The organism is Methylocella sp. (assembly GCA_037200525.1).
In the GTDB taxonomy this organism is placed as follows: domain Bacteria; phylum Pseudomonadota; class Alphaproteobacteria; order Rhizobiales; family Beijerinckiaceae; genus Methylocapsa.
Window position 1 is genome coordinate 4,359,826 of sequence record JBBCGG010000001.1, and the last position, 16,051, is coordinate 4,375,876.

Below are 16,051 nucleotides of genomic sequence, written 5' to 3' on the forward strand. Positions count from 1 at the left end.
TATTCCCGTCCGTTCCTGCAAATCTATCTCGCCTGCAAGTCTATCCAGCCCGCAAGTCTATCTCGGGCGGAAGTTGACCGGCACCGTTAGATTGCCCGCGACCTCGGGAGGCGGCGGAGGAAATGGGCTCGAACGGTGCACCATGGCGACTGCCTCCTGATCCAGCGCCGAGGAACCGGAGCTGCGGACGAGCCGGACAGAAACGACGCGACCGCCCCGATCGACCGAGAAGCTGACCGCAGCGGTGCCTTGCTGTCCCTGCGCCGATTCAGGATAGCGCTTGTTCCGGTTGAGTTGCGCCGAAACGAGACTGCCCCAATTCGAAGCCGACGCCGCCCCCGAGGCGCCTTGCGCCGGGGCCGCCGCGCGAGCGCCAGCGACTTGGCGCGGCGGCGCGGTGGTGCGCGGGGCCGGCGGCTGGCGGTCCTTCTTCACCACCGGCTTTGGAACTTCTTTGACGGTTTTCTTCACTGGGATCGGTTTCGGCTTTGGCACCGCGATGAGGACAGCTTCAGGCTTCGGCGCCGGCGGCAGATCTGGAACGGCCATCTCCTGCGGCGGCTCGATCTCCTGCTCGGGCTGGGCCTCCGTCTGCTGCGGCCCCGGCGTCACTTCGGCGACGCTCTCTTGCGGCTGCGCAACCGCCAGCGGCGGAAGCTCCATCATTACGACGGGCTCCGGCGCTCCGGCGGATGTCGTCGTGTCCGACTTGTGAATCAGCCAAAAGAGAAGTCCGGCATGAATGAGCAGCACGATGACGATGGCCGGAAGCCAGTGACGCCAGGATGGCGCTGAACTGTCCGGCAGAATCGTATGAACGTTCGCGTTCATGGATGATCCGGCGCCTTGGCGTCCGCCGCTTCGAGGCCGACGAGGCCGATTTTCAGATAGCCCGCGCTGCGAAGCAGGTTCATCGTCTCCATTACGTCGCCATAGGAGACAGTTTTGTCGGCCCGAACGAATACGCGCTGCTCCTTGTCGTTCTGCGTCGCCGCATCGAGCGCGCCGCCAAGACCTTCGCGACTGATCGCGTCTTCGCCAAGCGCCAAAGAGCGGTCCGCTTTTATCGTCAGAAACAGCGGCTTGTCCGGCCGCTGAGCCGGCTGCGCCGTAGAAGCCGGAAGGTCGACATTGACGTCGACGGTCGACAGCGGCGCGGCGACCATGAAAATAATCAACAAGACGAGAATGACGTCGATGAACGGCGTGACGTTGATCTCGTGATTGACCTCGAGATCATCTTCGCCGGAGGAGAGCCGAACAGCCATCGCCGGTCACTCCGCAGGTTTGCGCATCGCGACGATATGCCCGTCATCCTTGCGGCGGGGCATCGCCTCGCGATCGAGGTCACGAGAGATATGGCGAAGCACCTCGGCCGAGGCGTCGCCGAGCCGGGCGCGATACCCGGCGATGGAGCGGGCGAACATATTGTAGATCATCACGGCGGGAATGGCCGCGACAAGGCCCGTCGCCGTCGCCAGCAAGGCTTCCGCGATGCCCGGCGCCACAACGGCGAGATTGGTCGTATGGCTTTTCGAGATGCCGATGAAGCTGTCCATGATGCCCCAGACGGTCCCGAACAAGCCGACGAAGGGGGCTGTTGAGCCAATCGTTGCAAGCGTGCCGATCCCCCGCGTCATGGTTCTACCAGCATGAGCCTCGATGCGAGACAATAAAGCCGCGACGCGCTCCTTGACGCCATCGGCGGGCAGGCCGGCTGAACGATCGGCTTCGCCGACCGCAGCCGCGGTCAAACGCGCCACTGGCGCGCGCGATTTCCCAAAGGCGTCCGCCGCGGCGCGGAGACTTGGCGCCTCGGCGAGCAGCCTGAGGCCGCGCCGCGCTGCTTGCTGAGCTCCCCAAAGCTCAAGGCTTTTGGCGAGCCAGATAGTCCAAGTCACAAACGACGCGAAAGCCAATCCCACCATGACTGCTTTCACGATTGGATTTGCGTGGAGGAACATGCCCCACGGCGACAGATCGTGCGGCAGATCGGAGGGAAGAAAACCATCGGCGTTCGAGGGCGGCTTGATCGCATCCGGCTCTGGATTGGCTGGCGCGGGCGAAATGGCCTGCGCGTCGGCGGCCGGAGCGGAATTTGGCGCGGCCGCCACGGGGACTGATGTCTCTGCGGGGGCCTGCGCCAGCGCCGGAGCCGCGCATAGGCAGAAGCTCAATGCGGCAGCCGCAAGAATTTTCGCGGCGATAGTTCCGCCAAGACCGCCCGGCCGATTGGCCATAACATCATTTTCCGCGCGCGTCATAGAAGAGGCCTTTCCAATAAGTCATCTAGCTCAAGGCTGGCTCAAGAGGGCAGTTTTCCCAGCCAGCAGGTTCTGTCGGAGGCGTTATAATATAACAGGAAGGCCGGTTCACCTATTCCTTGTCCGCCCATGCGAGCGAATTCAGACCTGACCCCATTGCCTCAGCAAATTATGATAAGTCGCCGTCAGCGAAACCAGCGCTGGATTTCCTGGAACATCTCGCGTCAATTGCATGATCGCGGCGTCGAGCTCAAACAGCAGGGCGCGCCGGGTCTTGTCTGCGACGAGGCTCTGAATCCAAAAAAACGACGCCAAGCGCGCGCCCCGCGTAATCGGGGCGACCTCATGCCGACTGTCCGCCGGATAGATCACAAGATCTCCAGCCGGCAATTTGACCGAATGGCTACCGTAAGTGTCCTCGACGGTCAATTCGCCGCCATCATATTCAGCGGGATCGCTGAGGAATAAAGTCGCCGAGACATCGGTTCGGATGCGGATCGCCCCATCAAACGATTGACGGATGGCATTGTCGACATGCAGCCCAAATCCCATTCCCATCTCATATCGATTGAATAGAGGCGGAAAGACCGTGTGGGGCAGAACCGCTGAAATAAACAAAGGGGAGCGTAGCAAGGCGCGGACGATCATTTCGCCCAATTTGCGGTGTTCTGGGCCGCCCTCCGGCAACTGTAAATTGTTCTTCACCTGCTTGGATTGATGCCCGGCCGTCGCGCGGCCATCGACCCAGGCGGCTCGCTGCATCGCCTCGCGGCATTTGGCGAGCTGATCTTTGTCGAGGACATCAGGTATGTGAACGATCATAACTGCCTCAAGGTTTGAGGGTCTGCTCGCATCGTCGGAGACCGCAAAGCCGATGTCTTGAGGCCATGGCGGCGGCGCAGCCATATCAGCAGGCCGGTCAGAAAGAACAGAGTCGGCGAGAACCCGCAGACAACAACGATGGCGCGCCATAGCGGGCCGTGATCTTTGCCTTCATGAATGCGGCGCAGCCAGATGGTGAAGGCATCGCCGGAGGCGACGGGCGCAACGGTCAGCGCCGAAGTCGCATCGTCAATGAGCGCCGTCTGCGATTGGCCGTCGGGCTTCGCCATTTGAACGCGCCAGACCCGCGCCTGCCCCGCTGGCGGCGTCAGCGAAACCGGCTGCAATCCTTCGCCGCTCTGCAACGCTAGATCAACAGCGCGCTGCGGATCCAGCGCCGGCTGGCGCATCCCGCCGCCGGCGGAGGCTTGACGCGCCGGCTGCGGCGAGACCTCGGCGAAAAACCCGATCACCGCGCGCGCCTGCTGCGGAAAGCTTTGAATAATGCCGGTCACAGCCATGACCGCCAATGGGCCCGCGATCCAGAAGCCTGCCATATGATGCAGATTGAAGCTGAGCTGCGGACCGCGCCGCCAACGCAGCAGCTTGTGCAGGCTGACGGAGCGCCGCCACCATAGCCATAAGCCGGTCAAAACCATCGTCAGAAGGCCGACCCCGATCCAACCCACGATCTGCCGGCCGACATCCGCGCTCAGCAGATTGGCATGCAGCGAATGCGCGATGCCGACAAAGCCGCCGCGCTGATCGGCGACGTCGAGAACGCGGCCGGTCGGCGGATCGAGATAAGCGACGCGCGCCTGATCCGGCGCCGCGCCGCCGCGCAACACAATAGTCACCGGCGCGCCTGTCTCCCGCGGCCAACGCAGCGCGATCGCGCGCGAGCCTTGGGCCGCCGCCGCCGCATTGGCGAGATAGACGCCGGCTGGCTGCTCGACCGCGCTGCCCGTTACGGCATAGCGCGAAGGGGCAAACAATCTGTCGAGTTCGCCGCCGAAAACGAGCGTGACGCCAGTAAGGCCCATCGGGACGAGCAGAATACCCAAGCCAAGCCCGATCCAGAGGTGGATTTGACGCCATATCCGTCGGCTAAAAGTGAAATGAGAAACGCGCATATCGCCCGACGCTAGAAAACCAGCACGGCGCTTCCCTACCAGCTTCCAGATGCCGAAATCAAGCAAAAGATAGTTTATAATTGTTCTAATTTGAATATTATTCAAGGCGATTGCCTATAATTAGCCCGTCATGTAGTATTGAAACTTCTAAATACTATTTAGACTAAATATAAACTAGGCGCATGGGGGAATTATTTTATGGTTGAGACATCAATGGGGGGAGTATTGGTCAGCGAGTTCAAGTCTCCGCGCCGCTGTGCTTCTAGATTCATTCTAGGCAAGGCTCGAAGTCCGATGGCGCGGGCGGCGGTCAGCATAGCTTCGGTGATGCTCGCCGACGTCGCAGCCGCGAAAGACGCATCCGCGCCGGACGATGCTACTATCGCCCTCGACCAGATCGACGTCGATAGTCAAGGCCAAGGCAAGGATCAAGGCTCCGACTACAATCCTCGAACGCTCGGACTACAGCGCATTGCGACGCCGATCCTCGATACGGCGCAAAGCATCACGGTGGTGCCTCAGCAACTGATCCAAGATCAGAAAGACTCGACAGTAGTCGAGGCTCTGCACAATGTCCCGGGCGTCACCTTTTTTGGCGGCGAAGGCGGCACGCAAGGCGACAATATCGCCATCCACGGCTATTCGGCCCGCAATGATTTCTATCGCGACGGGGTTCGCGATCCGGGTTGGTACACGCGCGACACCTTCAGCATACAGGAAATAGAAGTGTTGAAGGGGCCATCCTCGTTCCTGTTCGGACGCGGCTCGACCGGCGGCGTCATCAACATGACCAGCAAATTGCCGGTCTTCGCGAATTTCACGACCATCGAAATGTCCGGCTACACTGCGCCGGGCGGCCGCGTGACGGCGGACATCAACAGGACATTCGGCGATACGGCGGCTCGCATCGTTCTGCTTGGCAACGATACCGACGTCGCCGGCCGGGATTTCGCCAACACGAAGCGCGCGGGCATCGCTCCTTCGATCGCCATGAACATGACGCCCGACACGAAGGTCACGCTCAGCTATATCTATCAAAAAGATCAGAACATACCCGATTACGGCATTCCATTATTGCCGGGCGCCTTTACCGGCACCACCTTCGGCCTACCCGCGCCAGTAAACAAGGATACGTTTTACGGCAGGGTCAATTCAGGTTTCTCCGATCAGGAAAACGTTGAGGCGCATATCATAACGGCGAGGATCGATCACGAGTTCAATGCCAATTGGAACGTCAGCAACGTTACGCGTTTTTCGTATATTGATCGTTTCGTGCGGGTCCGCGATGTTCAAACCAACAATGGAACGCCGTTCGGACAAGCCGTGGGCGGCGTTCCGCTTACGAACGCTCAACTACTTGGGTTCCCGCTGACCAACCTCTTCTATCAAAGCGCCGAGAACTTCCAAAATCACACGCAGAATTCTCTTCTGACCAACCAGACCGATCTCGTCGGTCATTTCGACACCGGCTTCCTGCAACATACTCTGCTGGCGGGGATGGAGCTCTCGCAAGAGACTCGCGATCAATATCGAACCAACATCATCAACGCCGATCGCGTCAATATCGCCTTCCCCAATCCTTTCCCGCAAAATCCGGGAATGCTCAATCCCATCAGCAGCGATCAGGGCGATCTTGGCCGCACCATCGGCGTTTACGCGAACGACCAAATCAAGCTGAATCAGTATTTCGAAGTCCTCGCCGGCTTGCGTTACGATCTCTTCAAAGTCTGGCAATCCTTCGGAAACGTGCCGACCGGCGAGAAGGTGTTTGTATCTCAGATCAATGCGGCGACGCCCTTTAACACCACCAGCAACACCAATTTCCTCAGCTGGCGCGCCGGCGGCGTGTTCCATCCGGTTCCAAACGCCAGCGTCTATTTCACCTATGGCACGTCCTTTGATCCCTCGAGCGAGTTCCTGACCCTCACCGGCGGCCAGCAGGATCTCCAACCGACGACCAACAAGAATTATGAATTGGGCGGTAAGATTGATCTTCTCGAAAGTCGTCTCAGCCTGACCAGCGCCTTGTTCCAGGTCACTCAGAACAACGCCATTGAGACCATCAACGCGGCGGAGGGGCTCTTTGCGGAAGTCGGTCAGACGCGCGTGCGAGGAGCGGAAATCGGGATCGCCGGCAAGGTTACGGAAGCCTGGAGCGTCTTCGGCGGTTACACTTATATGGTCGGCAAGGTGCTCGCCAGCGCGAACAACGCCGGCATTTTCGTCAGCACGCCTGGCAATCAGCTGCAGAACGTGCCGAACAACACCTTCGCGCTGACTAACACTTATGCAATCACGCCTGCGTTGACCGTCGGCGGCAGCGCCTTTTACGTTAGTTCGCGCTATACAAATTCGACCGATCTTGGCCGCGTCCCAGGTTACTGGCGCTTCGATTTGCTCGGATACTATCGAGTCGACGAGCATTTCTTGTTGCAGGCGAATATCATCAATCTCGCCGATACGAAGAATTTCGAAACGATTTCAGGCTTTGGCGCCGCGACGCCAGGCCCCGGCAGATCCGCCATCGTGACCGCCAAGATTACGTTCTAGCGCTTCGAGGCCGCTTTGGCGCGTTGCCGATGCGGCCTCAATGGGCCATGAACACCGGGAGATTGGCGTCGGCCAATATCTCGCTCGTCACCTTGCCAAAGATGAGTTGGCGCAACCGGCTTCGCGTATATCCGCCCTTGATGAGGAGATCGGCTCCGAGCGTCGCCGCGGCATCAAGCAGCGCGGCTGCGGGAGAGTTTGACGTCGGGCCGACGAGACCAACCCGGGCGGGCGCGCCATGGCGCCGTAAACTCTTCGCCACTTGTTCGTCGCTCGGGCCCGGCAACCGCGGTCCTGGAACCGTCAAGATAATGACGTCCTCCGCGCGGACCAGCAGCGGCATGGCGAAAGCTATGGTTCGCGCCGTATCCGTGGTTCCGTTCCAGGCGATAACGATGCGCGCGCCAAGCGTTTGGGGCGGATTTAGCGGCGCGATCAAGACTGGCCTGCCGCTTTCGAACAATGCTGCTTCAAGCGTCGACTTGCGCGGCTGGCGCGGGCCTGATCCCGGTCGTCCGACTACCGTGACATCGAAGACGCGGCCATATTCGCCGATTCCATTATCTGACACGAGCGCTTCCCCCGTCCAACCGAACGACGGGGATTCCGCATCCTCTCGATGGCGCCTAACGCCGTGAGCGATCATGAACGCCTCCAATGCCCGGCGGCTATGGTCGAGCACATCGCGGCGGGTTCGATCGTCGAGGATAACTCCGCTCAAAGCGAAATCGGCGGCTACAAATTCGGCGATGTCCGGGCCAATCGCCGCCCCCTCCACATAGCTGTTGAACTCCCTGGCCAGAAGCAAGGCGGTTTCCATGACCGCGTCCATCAGCGCATGCTCCTCGACCGGGATCAGGATGGCTTTCATCAGCGAGCCTCCGCATGGAGTAATCACATCGCGATCATGCGCTGTTTTTCGACGCGACGCATCAGATGACGCCGAGATTCGAGCGCGCTCTGCCGCGCCGGACGCGAAGGGAAAGCCCACCGCACAGCCAAACGGCGCTTTGCAAAGCTCTTGATTGCGCCCTTCAGATTGCGCAGCATGGTCTCGTAGTTAAAAAACGAAAACGGGAGGATTGATGCGTAAATTCCTTATTACATTTTTGGCCGCGCTATTTTGCCTGACGATGCTTTCGTCATCGCAGGCATCAACCCAGAGACATGGGTTCGGCGGCCATCGGTCAGGTCATGGCCGCCATTGGCATCATCGTGGTTGCACACATAGATGGGCTGCGGGCCCCATCGGAGGCCACGGCGGAAAGCGATGCTGGTAAGAGGGAAATCGTTCCATCGTCAAGATCGACGATAGAGGATTAAGCCGCGCCCCGTCCGGCCAAATGCCGGCGCTAAAGCCCAACCACGAAATCCGAGGCTCCTCCTCCGACCGAAGGAAGCTGCGACACTTGTGACGATTGACAATTATGGTAACGTAATCCTCACCGCAGTGAGGCCTCACTGCGGGCTACAGCCACAGTGGGGACCGTGGCCGTAACTGAGACTATGACTGCGCTGGTGGGGACCGTTGCGCGGTCGTAGTTAGCAGAGGATTCCCCGATCAGGCTACCTGACGGCACGATTCCGATTTCTTCTGACTTGGACCAGGCTTTCGAGCCTGGTTCTTATTACGCCTTGATAGAGTCTTTGGCCGGTTCGTCAAAAACTCAAATGTATCATAGCACAATAAACGCTTCCTGTTTGTCGGGTCGCCGACGTATGCCCGCATTAAAACGCGAGGTGGTCGGGACGGTGGCGCAGGCGCAACAATAAGCGGAATACTTCCCCTCGGACTGATCGCTGGCATCCCGACCGCTCGAATCAGTTGTGTCCGCGGCAACTGGAACTTTACCGAGAACTGTACATTTCAAATCTGCAGCATGACGCTGTTGAGAGGCAGCGCCCATGTTTTTCCCCTGGCACACAGTTATGATGCTTGCGATCGAATCGAATGGCGTGATTGGCCTGCGCCTCATTAAGCTGGCGAGTGGCGGCAGCGATGCGGGGGACGAGTTCGGTCTAATGCTTCGCGAAAAAATCGACGCCGCTGTTGAAGCCCGCGAGACGCTACTGTCCGGCGGGACCGTTGCTCTCGTCGTCGATAGATATCGGGAACATGTTGCGGCTAACTCAGTCCGCCTTCGTCCGGCTTAAGACCGGCGCGGCCCGTTCTCCGTCGCGGCGTTTTCGTTTCTCAAGTCGCCGCCCGGCATCCCTTGAACTCACGGCCGCAAGGGTCGGATTCTCGCATCACTCAGGAGGCAAAATTATAAGCGCGCCGAGGTCCCGGAGCGCTTTCAATTCTTCGTCCTTGGCGTTTAGGGGAGCTCTTACTTTGATAGTATCCCCCGTTCTTTCCTTCAGAGTTTCTTCGACGGCCTTGGTCGCGCTGATGAAATCAAGAGGGCCAAATCTCGATTTCGGCGTCGCTTCGAGGTCATCATATATCTCTACTACCCAGGTTTGTATCGCCATCTGACTCCCCCGCCGCCCCATTACCGAACGTTTACTTTGTTAAGCGCGAAATGGGGCTGAAGCCGGGCAATGGTAACGCATGGACGCAAGGCCGACCCGGCGGAAGGGCGTCACAAAACCGCATGCGACGCTACTTGATCACGCTAAAGTCGTCCCCCATTGTCTACCCTGGCCAAAAGGTTTAGTTGCTTTCGGACTGATCAACTGGAGGGGATGGCAGTGGTTAAACGCATTTCAGCGGCTTTGTTCGCATTTGCCGTCATTTCGGGCGCATCCGCATACGCTCAGACGGCCGGCGAAGACTCCGCAACCCCGCCTGCCGATCCAAACGCAGCTTTGTTGAACCAGGACTACCTGACCGCCACAGGCGCAACAGTGCCTCATCCGGGCGTTCCCCAGGGCTCGGCGGAGACCCCTCTCGATCGGGACATCGCCGACGAAGACAAACGCATAGACAATAGCATCTGCAGCAACTGCCGCTAGCGCGCGTGGCGACGCCCCGCGTCATCTCCGCCGAGCGCGGCGTCATCATGACCGTGCGGGCTACGTCCGCAACAAGTTTCCTCCGCGATGAAATCGCCGCGTAACAAGCGGCGCGTAGATTCTCTCCATAGACAATTTTGGCCGGCAGCATCCTGGCTCATCGGTCAAAAAGACGCGGGACCCCATTCCGCGCGGGAGCCGGCCGTTTCGCCACCCCCTTGGAGCAGATCGACTAATTCCCTTGGTCCAAGGCCCAACGATCGTGATCCGGTAGCTTTTGATGTTGGCTGCCCCCGCCGCTCTCTGGGCCGGCGGCTCCCGTTTAGGAGGATCGGCGTATCGCTGAGTAGGCCGGCGCGATTGCGCCTCGGCCAAGCGCCTTTCGACTGGGCAACGGCCGCACCGTTCGTCAGCTATGTGCGAGCTGTTCCGCGGCCATTTTCGGAGACTGATATGTTGCGCGTCGTTTTCGTTTTACTTTGCATGATAATCACCGCAATCAGCCCTGCGCTGGCGTCCGACAAGGACGATGCCATAGCGCGGGTCCGGCAAGCAATAGATGCATGGAACAAGGGCGACACGGCAGCCGTGACCCCTCACCTGATGCCTTCGCTCGTAATCATAGACGATCTCGCGCCCAACCATTTCCAGGGCGCTAATGCGGTGTCGGATTGGCTCGAAGCTTATGCCGCAGACCTCCGCGAAGAACGCGATCACGGACCCTTCAGAGCAGTTGTCCAAGCCATGGCTGGGCACCTTTTGCGGGACGAGATCGCCGCCGGATCTCATGATCGACGCTGATTCTCGCGGCTCAGCCCCATAGCGCTCGCCTTTGACGCGCGGCGCGCCCTCGCAGTCTAAAAACACCTCGGACGGCGTCTGGCGCTAAAGCGCTTGCCGCTCAGGGCTCGCGGGTGTTGTTACAATCATAACAAACTTGCCATGCGGCGTAACCACGACGTAACGCGGCCGCTCCCACTATGCTTGGCAACGGAGGCGCAAGATGTACAGGCTCGTCATTTTTGATTTTGACGGCACCTTGGCCGACAGTGGCGAGTGGGCGGCCCGCGCGCTGAATCGGCTGGCCGCTCGCTACGGCTTTCGCAGCGTGAGCGATGAAGAGATCGCGATGCTAAGAGGCCAGGACACTCGTGCGGTGCTGCGGTATCTGGGCATTCGCGCTTGGAAGCTGCCGTTCATCGTCAAAGATATGCGCCGTCAAATGGCTGAGGAAACGCCCTTCATCCCCCTCTTTGAGGGAACGGAGGCCATGCTTCGGTCTCTGGTTGAACGCGGCATCGCGGTCGCCCTGGTCAGTTCCAACTCCGAGGATAATGTGCGTCGGATTCTTGGCGGCGACTGCGCTGCCCTCATTGGCTGTTACGAATGCGGCGCTTCGGTCTTCGGCAAGAAGTCCAAATTTCGACGCGTGCTCAGGCAGACAAGAGCCGCCAACTCGGAAGTTATCTGCATTGGCGATGAGGCTCGCGACATCGAAGCTGCGTCTGGCGCGGGATTGGCCTCCGGCGCAGTTACCTGGGGCTACGCCACGGCCGAATTTTTAGAGCGCCAACGCCCCACAATGTTGTTCGGCGAGATGAAGGAAATCGCGGAGAGGCTCTCCACCTGCGACAAACATTGGCGGGACGGCGCGCTTAATGAGGGAGCGGCTCACATAGGTAATTCCAACAAAAGCAATTCATTCAATCCAGGCCTCCGAGCGGAGGCGGCTCAATAGGGCGTGCCTTTGGCGCGCTCCGCGCCGAGGGCGCGCGCATACCATTCGAGCTCTCCGAGAAAACGCGCCGCCCGCGGCGCAAACGCCGGGTCTCGAGCATGCCCCTCATCATCAAACGCATTGCCGACGTTGGGCGCCGGCAGGATGCTTGGGATGCTTGGCATTCCAAGCTCGCTCAGCGTCATCCGCAATTGCATCGCCGCCCGGACGCCGCCGTAGGGGCCAGCCGAATAGCAAAGAATCGCGGATGGACGCCAAAAATACTCCTCCAGAAAGTGATCGAGCAGGTTTTTCAAGGCGGGAGGGATGCCGTTGTTATATTCGCCGCTGACAATTACAAAGGCGTCGGCTTTTCGGTAGATTCCCGCGAGCTCCTTTAAATTGGACGGCGCGTCGTCGCCATACTCCTTGTACATGCGGTCGAGCAAAGGCAATTGATAGACCATCGGGTCGATCAAAGTCGCCACATGGCCGCGGGCGGTAATCTGCGTTTCAATAAAGCGCGCGGCTTTGATGCCCTGACGCGCCGTTCTGACGGATCCGTAGAGAATGGCGATGTTCAGCGGCATTGAGTCCTCATGGCGAATGGCGCTCGCCGATTAGATAGCGCGGTATCCGTTCCGTCGACTCGCAAGACGCCGAATCCGAATAAAGGCAGAGTTTCGCATCCGCCTTCAAGCGTCAAGCAATGACGAGACGAGCCACCCGCATTCGCTTCAATTCCGGAATGCATGAGCCGCATTGGAACGAGCTCTGAGGCCGATTGCGCCGACATCACTGAAGCCAGCTTTTATCGCCGCCTCAATCACGCCTTGGGTTCCAACGCGTCCGGCGCGGCGGCTGCGCGGTATGGAGGGAGGCCAGGGTTTGAATGCCATCCTCGGCGCCGTCTGCCACATCCCCACAAAAAAACGCCGCGCATCGCATACGACCCGAAGGACGCAGGATGACTGCGGCGTTACTAAAGTCGGGGGCCTGTCATTGGACCTAGCTAACCAAAGCAATTCCGGCGCCAATCCGAGCAACATGGGGACATCGCAACGCCAGCGCCCCTTCAAGAAAGGCCGTCTCCGGCTCAATAATCTTACGTTTTCAGAGACGTAGGAATTTTTGCGATGCGTCGCCGAGGCCCGCTCGCTTCTCGCCCAGATGGCGAGACGGAAAGATCTTCAAGTGCGGCGCCGCTCTGCTAGAGATCGATAGGCAACGGGCTTAGCCGCGACGGCGCTATTTTTAGGCGCATTGCTCAACCGACGCGCATGGTCCCCATAGCCTATTTCCTGGACATTCGAGCGCTGCAACTCGGCCAATTTGCTTGCTCGACGGCATGAATTATGCGATGAGTTATATGTTCTCATTCAAGATGCGGTAATCAGGACATGTTCTCCAACAAGCTTATTCTAGCCGTAGTGGGACTGTGCTTGGGCGCTGTCGCTTTACCAGGCGCAGGCAATGCCAACTCACTTGGAACGGTTGACGGAATGCCTTTCTGGGGCATCCCCTACCCTTACGGATTTGTCTATCGTCGGCCGCCGGCTGAATGCTACGAAATTCATCCGGTATATACGCCCGACGGCCCCCGCCTCGAACAGACATGGGTCTGCGGATCGCCTGTTTCAGCTCGGTATTGAATTGAGCGATTCAAGCATCAAGAAGGATTCAATTCTTCTTGATGCTTGAATTTGTCTCGGAGACATTGCATCTCCGATGCGCTTTTGCTGAGATTTATCGCCGCCGACCCGAGCGGGTAGCGCACTGCTTTAGTATATTGGATGTAAATAAATTATTTAATTTGAGTTTGCCCTAATAAATAAATGCCAGTCACATGAATTGGCATTAAATAAATCAGATTCTTTGGAGTTATCTCTGAACGCATGTGTTTCTGATAATTATTCCATAGAACTGTTATGTACTTCGACTGCGCATCAAACCGTTCTTCAACATGTGTTCATGCGTATTAGCTCCGCTCCGGCTTCAACGAAATTCTTAGGGAAGGATTGGGGGCAATAGCGCTCTTCGTCCTGCCGACAAAAGCAATATGCAATATACATTGATCATACGCGGCCAGGCTGCGGCAAGCTTAAGCGCTTAAGTGCTAAATCGCACATCTCAATCGAGATAAAAGCTTGGGTGTCTTGATGCTAGAATCGTAAATGTGATATCGGACATTATTTATCCGATCAAGCCGTTAAGTGAGTTGACCAAAATGCTGCAGATCAACAAACGGGCTTCCATTTCCAACCACGATTCTCAAAAAAACGTGGCTCCGTTCCTTGATGTGCTTAATAATTCAGCCAGAATTATCAGACGGCAACTTCCGATCGTATCGGTAATTATATTTTGTTGTCTGGCTCTCGCCGCACTTTATCTGTTCATAACCCCGCCCAAATTCACGGCGACCGGGTCGATGGTCATCGATACCCGTAAAGTTCAAATACTGCAGCAGCAGCAGTCGGTGCTAGGCGACGTCCAGATCGACGCATCGACGGTTCAAACTCAAGTTGAGGTGTTGAAGTCGGAAAATGTAGCTCTATCGGTCATTCGAAAGCTTCATTTGATTGATGATCCCGAGTTCGTCCCTCCTGCCAACGGGCCAACGAAAGGTCTTTTTAGCTTTCTGTTCCCTTCGGCGACTTCAAGGCCAATGTCTGAATCCGAACGCGAGCAAATCGCGTTAGCCGCCTTTCAAGGGGGGCTCACGGTCAGTCGCGAGGGCCTGACTTATGTCATCGATCTCGGGTTCACGTCGCTGAACGCAGAAAAGTCCGCCCGGATCGTCAACACGCTGGTCGAGTCCTTCATAGAAGATCAACTCGACGCCAAATATCAGGCCGCCCGGCGCGCAGGCAATTGGTTGCTCGAACGCATCAAGGAATTGCGGGCGCAAGCGTCGGCGGCCGAGCGCGCCGTCATTGATTTCAAGCAGCAAAACAATCTGGTCGATACTGGCCCCATTGCGAATGGCCCGGCAAACGCCGCCAGAATGATCAACGATCAGCAGCTTTCCGAGGTCAGTAGCCAGTTGATCCTCGCCAGCGCGGCGACCGCGGAAGCAAAAGCGCGCCTTGACCGCATCACCACCGTGATGTCGCAAGATGTTGCGGACGCCTCATTGGCGGACGCTCTGAAGAATGAAGTAATCGTCAAATTGCGGCAGCAATATCTGGATCTCGCTCAACGCGAAGCGATTTTCGCACAAAAATATGGCGTCAACCATTTGGCGACGGTTAATTTGCGCACGCAAATGCAGGAGGTCAAACACAGCATCAGCGATGAAATGCGCAAGATAGCGGAAAGCTATAAGAGCGACTACGAAATCGCCCGCGCGCGCGAACAAAGCCTCAAAAATAGCCTGGCCAACGCCGTCACCGAATCGCAAGCCATTGGTCCTGCCCGGGCGCAATTGAGGGAGCTCACGGCCAACGCGGATGCAGCGCGTACGCTCTATGACACCTTCCTGCAGCGTTATATGGAAGCGGTGCAGCAGCAGGACACGGTTCCGATCAGCGAAACCCGCATGATCAGCCCGGCTAATCCCCCCTTGAAGAAAAGCTCGCCCAAAGGAGCTCTCACTTTGCTGCTGGCGTTGGCTGGCGGCGGGATATTGAGTTTTGCGATCGCCTATCTGCGGGAAGTGTCCGATGGCGTTCTGCGCACCAGCGATCAAGTCGAGAGCACCCTGAATGTAAATTGTTTGGCTATGGCCCCCGCGCTCAAAATCGCTTCGAGCCGAGGCGAGGCCAAAGCCGCCGACGCCGAAGGTAAAATGGCGCCGACAGACGTTGATTTTCTGCGTTTTGTAGTTGATTCACCCTTCTCGCGTTACGCCGAGGCCATTCGTTCGGTCAAGATCGCCGCCGATCTCAACGGCGCGCTGAAATCGCACAAGGTTATCGGCATTACGTCAACTCTGCCGAACGAGGGCAAATCTACGCTCTCGGCCAATCTCGCGCATCTTATTGCTGACGCCGGCGGCAATGTGATCCTTGTTGACGCCGATCTGCGCAGTCCCTCCCTATCGCGTTGGCTCGCCTCAGATGCGCCGGGCCTGATCGATGTCGTGATAGGCAATATTTCGCTCGATGCGGCCGTCACCACCCTTCCCTCCACCAGATTGAACTTTTTGGCGGCGGGCGCGACGGCGAAGTTGCCTCATACGAACGAGATCCTCGCATCGGCCGCGATGAAAAATCTCATCGATTCCCTTCGGGTCAAATATGACTACATCATTGTCGACCTGTCGCCCGTGGCTCCAATCGTTGACGTTCGCGCGACGGGTCATATCATTGATACTTATGTCTATGTGATCGAATGGGGAAAGACGAAGGTCGACGTGATAGAGCGCGGGTTGTCCGAAGCTCAAGGGATATATGATCGCATGCTCGGCGTCGTCCTCAACAAGGTTGATACTGCGGCCCAGAGTCGATACGAGCGCTATCACGGCAATCATTATTACCGGAAGTATTATTCCAAATACGGATATGTCGAATAGGACGCGGCCTCAAAGCGACGCCCTTGCCGAACAAGGCGCCGCTCCGCTGGGCTGTTGCCGCTTCCGCCGTCGATTCCAGCGGGGGCGCGTAGCG

The 16,051-nt window shown here is 58.1% G+C and carries 14 protein-coding genes; 6 read left to right on the top strand and 8 right to left on the bottom strand.

The window, feature by feature from the left end; genetic code table 11:
- Positions 1-57: 57 nt before the first annotated feature.
- From WDN46_21505 to WDN46_21525, 5 genes are all read right to left on the bottom strand, one after another.
- Positions 58-831, bottom strand: a complete 774-nt coding sequence (locus WDN46_21505) for an energy transducer TonB (GenBank protein MEJ0095887.1) — start codon at positions 829-831, stop codon at positions 58-60.
- Positions 828-1,268, bottom strand: coding sequence for a TonB system transport protein ExbD (gene exbD, locus WDN46_21510; protein MEJ0095888.1), 441 nt, complete (start codon positions 1,266-1,268; stop codon positions 828-830). Before exbD ends, WDN46_21505 begins: the two co-directional genes overlap by 4 nt.
- 6 nt (positions 1,269-1,274) lie before the next feature.
- Entirely contained in the window at positions 1,275-2,264 is a 990-nt protein-coding gene (gene exbB / locus WDN46_21515; GenBank protein MEJ0095889.1) for a tonB-system energizer ExbB, read from the bottom strand.
- Between the two features lie 141 nt (positions 2,265-2,405).
- Positions 2,406-3,086 (bottom strand): Fe2+-dependent dioxygenase, encoded by a 681-nt coding sequence (locus tag WDN46_21520; protein ID MEJ0095890.1) that lies wholly within the window; start codon positions 3,084-3,086, stop codon positions 2,406-2,408.
- Positions 3,083-4,324: a PepSY-associated TM helix domain-containing protein gene (locus WDN46_21525; GenBank protein ID MEJ0095891.1), complete on the bottom strand. Its 1,242-nt coding sequence runs from the start codon at positions 4,322-4,324 to the stop codon at positions 3,083-3,085. The genes WDN46_21520 and WDN46_21525 overlap by 4 nt, the downstream gene beginning before the upstream one ends.
- A 189-nt stretch (positions 4,325-4,513) precedes the next feature.
- On the opposite strand from WDN46_21525, the gene WDN46_21530 reads away from it, so the two are divergent.
- Complete coding sequence (locus tag WDN46_21530) at positions 4,514-6,769, top strand: TonB-dependent siderophore receptor (GenBank protein MEJ0095892.1); 2,256 nt, start codon at positions 4,514-4,516, stop codon at positions 6,767-6,769.
- A 37-nt stretch (positions 6,770-6,806) separates the two neighbouring features.
- Here the strand turns inward: WDN46_21530 and WDN46_21535 are convergent, their stop codons facing one another.
- Positions 6,807-7,640 carry a universal stress protein gene (locus WDN46_21535; protein MEJ0095893.1) on the bottom strand — a complete coding sequence of 278 codons (834 nt, stop codon included), beginning with the start codon at positions 7,638-7,640 and terminating at the stop codon, positions 6,807-6,809.
- A gap of 1,058 nt (positions 7,641-8,698) precedes the next feature.
- Between WDN46_21535 and WDN46_21540 the strand changes: the two genes are divergently transcribed.
- Positions 8,699-8,923: a hypothetical protein gene (locus tag WDN46_21540; protein MEJ0095894.1), complete on the top strand. Its 225-nt coding sequence runs from the start codon at positions 8,699-8,701 to the stop codon at positions 8,921-8,923.
- 96 nt (positions 8,924-9,019) lie between these two features.
- On the opposite strand, the gene WDN46_21545 is transcribed toward WDN46_21540, so the two are convergent.
- On the bottom strand, positions 9,020-9,244 hold the full coding sequence (locus WDN46_21545; protein MEJ0095895.1) for a hypothetical protein: 225 nt from the start codon (positions 9,242-9,244) through the stop codon (positions 9,020-9,022).
- A 213-nt stretch (positions 9,245-9,457) separates the two neighbouring features.
- On the opposite strand from WDN46_21545, the gene WDN46_21550 reads away from it, so the two are divergent.
- From WDN46_21550 to WDN46_21560, 3 genes are all read left to right on the top strand, one after another.
- The gene (locus WDN46_21550; protein ID MEJ0095896.1) at positions 9,458-9,727 is read left to right on the top strand and encodes a hypothetical protein; all 270 of its coding nucleotides are present in this window, start codon (positions 9,458-9,460) and stop codon (positions 9,725-9,727) included.
- 483 nt (positions 9,728-10,210) lie between these two features.
- Positions 10,211-10,528 carry a hypothetical protein gene (locus WDN46_21555; protein MEJ0095897.1) on the top strand — a complete coding sequence of 106 codons (318 nt, stop codon included), beginning with the start codon at positions 10,211-10,213 and terminating at the stop codon, positions 10,526-10,528.
- Positions 10,529-10,730: 202 nt separating this feature from the next.
- The gene (locus WDN46_21560) at positions 10,731-11,465 is read left to right on the top strand and encodes an HAD hydrolase-like protein (GenBank protein MEJ0095898.1); all 735 of its coding nucleotides are present in this window, start codon (positions 10,731-10,733) and stop codon (positions 11,463-11,465) included.
- Here WDN46_21560 and WDN46_21565 read toward each other — a convergent pair.
- On the bottom strand, positions 11,459-12,034 hold the full coding sequence (locus tag WDN46_21565; protein MEJ0095899.1) for an NADPH-dependent FMN reductase: 576 nt from the start codon (positions 12,032-12,034) through the stop codon (positions 11,459-11,461). The genes WDN46_21560 and WDN46_21565 overlap by 7 nt on opposite strands.
- A 1,637-nt stretch (positions 12,035-13,671) precedes the next feature.
- On the opposite strand from WDN46_21565, the gene WDN46_21570 reads away from it, so the two are divergent.
- Complete coding sequence (locus tag WDN46_21570) at positions 13,672-15,957, top strand: polysaccharide biosynthesis tyrosine autokinase (protein ID MEJ0095900.1); 2,286 nt, start codon at positions 13,672-13,674, stop codon at positions 15,955-15,957.
- The last annotated feature ends 94 nt before the right edge of the window (positions 15,958-16,051 follow it).

Excerpts from the sequence above, each read along its gene's own strand:
- WDN46_21530 (MEJ0095892.1), top strand. The coding sequence starts at position 4,514 with ATGGCGCGGGCGGCGGTCAGCATAGCTTCGGTGATGCTCGCCGACGTC.
- WDN46_21550 (MEJ0095896.1), top strand. The coding sequence starts at position 9,458 with ATGGCAGTGGTTAAACGCATTTCAGCGGCTTTGTTCGCATTTGCCGTC.
- WDN46_21560 (MEJ0095898.1), top strand. The coding sequence starts at position 10,731 with ATGTACAGGCTCGTCATTTTTGATTTTGACGGCACCTTGGCCGACAGT.
- WDN46_21565 (MEJ0095899.1), bottom strand. The coding sequence starts at position 12,034 with ATGCCGCTGAACATCGCCATTCTCTACGGATCCGTCAGAACGGCGCGT.
- WDN46_21540 (MEJ0095894.1), top strand. The coding sequence starts at position 8,699 with ATGATGCTTGCGATCGAATCGAATGGCGTGATTGGCCTGCGCCTCATT.
- WDN46_21520 (MEJ0095890.1), bottom strand. The coding sequence starts at position 3,086 with ATGATCGTTCACATACCTGATGTCCTCGACAAAGATCAGCTCGCCAAA.
- exbB (MEJ0095889.1), bottom strand. The coding sequence starts at position 2,264 with ATGACGCGCGCGGAAAATGATGTTATGGCCAATCGGCCGGGCGGTCTT.
- WDN46_21555 (MEJ0095897.1), top strand. The coding sequence starts at position 10,211 with ATGATAATCACCGCAATCAGCCCTGCGCTGGCGTCCGACAAGGACGAT.
- WDN46_21535 (MEJ0095893.1), bottom strand. The coding sequence starts at position 7,640 with ATGAAAGCCATCCTGATCCCGGTCGAGGAGCATGCGCTGATGGACGCG.
- WDN46_21505 (MEJ0095887.1), bottom strand. The coding sequence starts at position 831 with ATGAACGCGAACGTTCATACGATTCTGCCGGACAGTTCAGCGCCATCC.
- WDN46_21570 (MEJ0095900.1), top strand. The coding sequence starts at position 13,672 with ATGCTGCAGATCAACAAACGGGCTTCCATTTCCAACCACGATTCTCAA.
- exbD (MEJ0095888.1), bottom strand. The coding sequence starts at position 1,268 with ATGGCTGTTCGGCTCTCCTCCGGCGAAGATGATCTCGAGGTCAATCAC.
- WDN46_21545 (MEJ0095895.1), bottom strand. The coding sequence starts at position 9,244 with ATGGCGATACAAACCTGGGTAGTAGAGATATATGATGACCTCGAAGCG.